Here is a 4805-nt window from a genome sequence, read left to right as displayed (position 1 = left end):
GCACCAAGTTCCAGGTTCTCGCCCCGGTGGTCCGCACCCGCAAGGGCGAATTCGTCGACCTGTTCGACAAACTCAACACCCAGGGCTACAGCCGGGTCCGGGTCGACGGCGTGGTCCACCCGCTCACCGAGCCGCCGACGCTGAAGAAGCAGGAAAAGCACGACATCGAGGTGGTCGTCGACCGTCTCACTGTCAAGGCCAGCGCCAAGCAGCGGTTGACCGACTCGGTGGAGACCGCGCTCGGGCTGGCCGACGGCATCGTGGTGCTGGACTTCGTCGACCGCGACGAGCACGACCCCCACCGCGAGCAACGATTCTCCGAGAAACTGGCCTGCCCCAACGCGCACGCTCTCGCGGTGGATGACCTTGAACCACGGTCATTTTCGTTCAACTCGCCCTACGGTGCCTGCCCGGAGTGCAGCGGCCTGGGCATCCGCAAGGAGGTCGACCCCGAACTGGTGGTACCCGACCCCGACCTGTCGCTCGCCGATGGTGCCATCGCGCCATGGGCGATGGGGCACAACTCCGACTACTTCACCCGGATGATGGCCGGCCTCGGCGAGGTAATGGGATTCGACATCGACACCCCTTGGCGCAAGCTGCCCGCCAAAGCGCGCAAGGCGCTCTTGGAGGGCTGCGACGAGCAGGTTCACGTCCGCTACCGCAACCGCTACGGCCGTACCCGGTCCTACTACGCCGACTTCGAGGGTGTGATGGCCTTCCTGCAACGGCGTATGGAGCAGACCGACTCGGAGTTGATGAAGGAGCGCTACGAGGGCTTCATGCGCGATGTGCCGTGCCCCGAGTGCAACGGCACCCGACTCAAGCCGGAGATTCTGGCTGTGATCCTGGCGGCAGGGGAGCAGAAGAAGTCCATCGCGGACGTGTGCGAACTGTCGATCGCCGACTGTTCGCAGTTCCTCAACGAACTCACCCTCGGACCGCGGGAACAGGCCATCGCCGGGCAGGTGCTCAAGGAGGTGCAGTCCCGGCTGGGCTTCCTGCTCGACGTCGGTCTGGACTACCTGACCCTGGGCCGTGCGGCGGGCACACTGTCCGGCGGCGAGGCGCAACGCATCCGGCTGGCCACCCAGATCGGTTCGGGTCTGGTCGGCGTGCTCTACGTCCTCGATGAGCCGTCCATCGGCCTGCACCAGCGGGACAACCGGCGACTTATCGAAACACTCACCCGATTAAGGGATTTGGGCAATACGCTGATCGTCGTCGAGCATGACGAGGACACCATCGCCCATGCCGACTGGATCGTGGACATCGGCCCGGCGGCCGGTGAGCACGGCGGCCGGGTGGTGCACAGCGGGACCTATCAGGATCTGCTGGGAAACCCGAACTCGATCACCGGGGCCTACCTGTCCGGCAAGCAGAGCATCGAGGTGCCCGCGATCCGCCGCCCGATTGACCGCAAACGGCAACTCGCCGTGGTTGGCGCCCGGGAGCACAACCTGCGCGACATCGAGGTGGCGTTTCCACTGGGAGTTCTCACCGCGGTCACCGGGGTGTCGGGATCGGGAAAGTCCACCCTCGTCAACGACATACTCGCCGCGGTGCTGGCCAACAAACTCAACGGAGCCCGCCAGGTCCCCGGCCGGCACACCCGGATCAACGGTCTGGAACACGTCGACAAACTGGTGCGGGTCGATCAGTCGCCGATCGGCCGGACCCCGCGGTCCAACCCGGCCACCTACACCGGGGTGTTCGACAAGATCCGCACCTTGTTCGCGGCCACCACCGAGGCGAAGGTCCGCGGCTATCAGCCCGGCCGCTTCTCGTTCAACGTCAAAGGCGGTCGCTGTGAGGCCTGTTCGGGTGACGGCACCATCAAGATCGAGATGAACTTCCTGCCCGACGTCTACGTTCCCTGCGAGGTGTGCCAGGGTGCCCGCTACAACCGCGAGACCCTGGAAGTGCACTACAAGGGCAAGACGATTTCCGAGGTGCTCGACATGTCCATCGAGGATGCCGCGGAGTTCTTCGAGCCGATCAGTGGCATCCACCGCTACCTGAAGACTCTGGTCGACGTCGGCCTGGGTTACGTCCGTCTTGGCCAGCCCGCCCCGACGCTGTCCGGCGGTGAGGCTCAGCGGGTGAAGTTGGCCGCGGAACTACAGAAGCGCTCCACCGGCCGCACCGTCTACATCCTCGACGAGCCCACCACCGGGCTGCATTTCGAGGACATCCGCAAACTGCTCAAAGTCATCAACGGCCTGGTCGACAAGGGCAATTCGGTTATCGTCATCGAACACAACCTCGACGTGATCAAAACCTCCGACTGGATTATCGACATGGGTCCCGAGGGTGGTTCCGGTGGGGGAATGGTCGTCGCCCAGGGCACCCCGGAAGAGGTCGCTTCCAGCCCCGACAGCTACACCGGCAGCTTCCTGTCCGGTCTGCTGGAGGCCCCGGCGCCGAAGCCGGCTGCGCGGCGCCGTAAGGCCACCGCGTGACGGGCCCGAGTACTACCGCGCGTAGTACTACCCTGGGGGTATGACGATATTGACGCGTTTCGCCGCGCCACTGGTAGCCGCATCACTGATGGCAGGTTCGGTCGCGGCCTGTTCACAACCGGAGAGGGCTGCCAGCGAGAACCGAGATCAGGGTGCCAGCGTGGTGACCGTCGGTGATCAATGGGTCAAGGCCGCCCAGACTGGGATGACCGGACTGTTCGGGACGTTGAAGAACTCCGGCACCCGCGAGGTGACGGTCGTCTCGGCCGCCTCACCTGTCGCCGGTCGCGTGGAACTGCATGAGGTGGCGGGCCCGCCCGGGTCGACCACGATGCGGCCCAAGAGCGGGGGACTGGCGATCCCGGCCGGCGGCAGCCACGTGCTGGCTCCCGGCGGGGACCACATCATGCTGATGGACCTCAAAACGCCACTCAAGGTCGGTTCCGACGTGGAGGTGACGCTCACCTTCGCCGACGGTACGACGCTGCCGTTCTCCGCCCAAGTCCGGGACTACTCGGGCGCCGACGAGAAGTACGAACCGACCGAACACGCGGGCGGCCATGGATGAGCCCAGCTGATCCGGCCGAACCAGGTCGGCCGCCGGCGGTAAGCCGGCGGCGGCTGCTGGTCGGTGGTGCCGCAGCCGCTGGCCTGGCTGGCGCTGCGGGTGCTTCCGGTTGGGTTTCCGGTGCTCAGCGTGGCACTGCGCAGGCTCCGTTCGCAGCGGAGACGGTTCCTTTTCATGGTTTGCATCAGGCGGGTGTCGAGACTCCGCCGCAGAGTCACGCGGTCTTCCTCGGATTGGATCTGCGCCCACACGTGGTCGGCCGGGAGGCACTGCAAGCGGTTCTAAAGCTCTGGACCACCGATGCCGAGCGGCTGACGCAGGGTCTGCCGGCGTTGGCCGATACCGAGCCCGAACTGGCGCCGAGGCCGGCACGACTGACCGTCACGGCGGGTCTGGGTCCCACAGTGTTCAATCGGGTGGGCTCGGGCGCGCTAAAACCGCCGTCGGCGCGCCCTCTGCCGCCGTTCGGTGTCGACCGACTGGAGCAACGGTGGGGTGGCACCGATCTGATGCTGCAAATCTGCGCCGACGACCCGATGACCGTCGCGCACGCCACCCGGGTGTTGCTCAAGAATGTCCGGTCACTGGCCGTGCCGCGTTGGCGGCAGACCGGTTTCCGCCCGGCCCGCGCGGCCGATCCGGCGGATGTCACCATGCGCAACCTGATGGGGCAGGTGGACGGGACGGTGAACCCGGTCGCCGGGACAGCGGACTTCGAGGAGGTCGTGTGGGACGACGGCGGGCAGCAGCCGTGGCTGGCCGGCGGCACGCTGATGGTGTTGCGCCGGATCCGGATGAACCTGGACACCTGGGATGAGCTGGACCGGGCCAGTAAGGAACTCGCGGTCGGGCGACGGTTGGACAACGGGGCCCCGCTGACCGGGCTGCGGGAAAACGATCCGGTCGACATCACGGCGCAGCGCGACGGGATGCCGGTGATCCCCCCGAATGCTCACGTGGCCCTTGCGCATCCGAATCAACCCGGTGAGCGGTTCCTGCGTCGGCCGTACAACTACGACGATCCGCCGCCGGCAGGTCAGACCTCGGAATCCGGTCTGATCTTCGCCACCTTCCAGCGCGACATCGACCGGCAGTTCCTTCCCGTTCAGCGCCGTTTAGCCGACTCCGATGCGATGAACCGCTGGATCACACCGATCGGCTCTGCGGTCTACGTGATCCCGCCCGGTGTGCAGCCCGGCCAGTATCTGGGTGTCCAACTATTGGAGAACCCCCGAAGCTGACCGCTCAGTCGGGCTTGTGCTCGGGTTCGCGCATCGAGGCGCGGATCTCCTCGAGTTTGTCCGCGGCGGCTTTCTGCCTGTCTTCGTAACGTTCGGTGACCGCGCGTCCCGCCGTGGTGTCCTCGGCCAATTCGGTGGACCCCAGAGCCGTTCCGTACCGCGTCTCGATCTTCTCCCGCACACCCTCCAGCGTCGGTACGCCGGCTGCGGTGTAACCGGTATCGGGCTCAGGGATGATCACCGGTGGTAGCGACGAGTCGGCTGACGCGGGCCCCGACGGTGCGGGCCCCGACGGTGCGGGCCCCGACGGTGCGGGCCCTGACACTGCGGACCCTGACACTGCGGACCCTGACACTGCGGACCCTGACACTGCGGACCCTGACACTGCGGACCCTGAGTCGGCGTCCGTGCCGGCGGGCTTGGTCTGGTTCTTCTCGGTCTGGTTCGAGGAAGGTGGGGGGCGCTCACCGGCGGGCTGATCAGAGGTGAAGTCGTCGGCCATGAGGCTTACCGTACCCCCGTCGGGCGCGGTGC

The 4805-nt window shown here is 66.5% G+C and carries 4 protein-coding genes; 3 read left to right on the top strand and 1 reads right to left on the bottom strand.

The window, feature by feature from the left end:
* The 3 genes from uvrA to ADBZ5N_RS17435 form a co-directional block, all read left to right on the top strand.
* The coding region (gene uvrA / locus ADBZ5N_RS17445; RefSeq protein ID WP_526259611.1) for an excinuclease ABC subunit UvrA at positions 1 to 2462 on the top strand (2462 nt) is incomplete at its 5' end.
* 40 nt (positions 2463 to 2502) lie between these two features.
* A complete protein-coding gene (locus tag ADBZ5N_RS17440; RefSeq protein ID WP_526259609.1) occupies positions 2503 to 3030 on the top strand; it encodes a copper chaperone PCu(A)C in 528 nt (175 codons plus the stop codon).
* The gene (locus ADBZ5N_RS17435; protein ID WP_526259607.1) at positions 3027 to 4271 is read left to right on the top strand and encodes a Dyp-type peroxidase; all 1245 of its coding nucleotides are present in this window, start codon (positions 3027 to 3029) and stop codon (positions 4269 to 4271) included. The genes ADBZ5N_RS17440 and ADBZ5N_RS17435 overlap by 4 nt, the downstream gene beginning before the upstream one ends.
* Positions 4272 to 4275: 4 nt before the next feature.
* Here the strand turns inward: ADBZ5N_RS17435 and ADBZ5N_RS17430 are convergent, their stop codons facing one another.
* The gene (locus tag ADBZ5N_RS17430; RefSeq protein WP_526259605.1) at positions 4276 to 4512 is read right to left on the bottom strand and encodes a hypothetical protein; all 237 of its coding nucleotides are present in this window, start codon (positions 4510 to 4512) and stop codon (positions 4276 to 4278) included.
* Positions 4513 to 4805: the final 293 nt, after the last annotated feature.

Origin of the sequence: Mycobacterium sp. (assembly GCF_044370595.1) — a bacterium.
Taxonomy (GTDB): domain Bacteria; phylum Actinomycetota; class Actinomycetes; order Mycobacteriales; family Mycobacteriaceae; genus Mycobacterium.
Note: the sequence above shows the minus strand (reverse complement) of the source record. Positions and strands in the feature narration are given on the sequence as shown.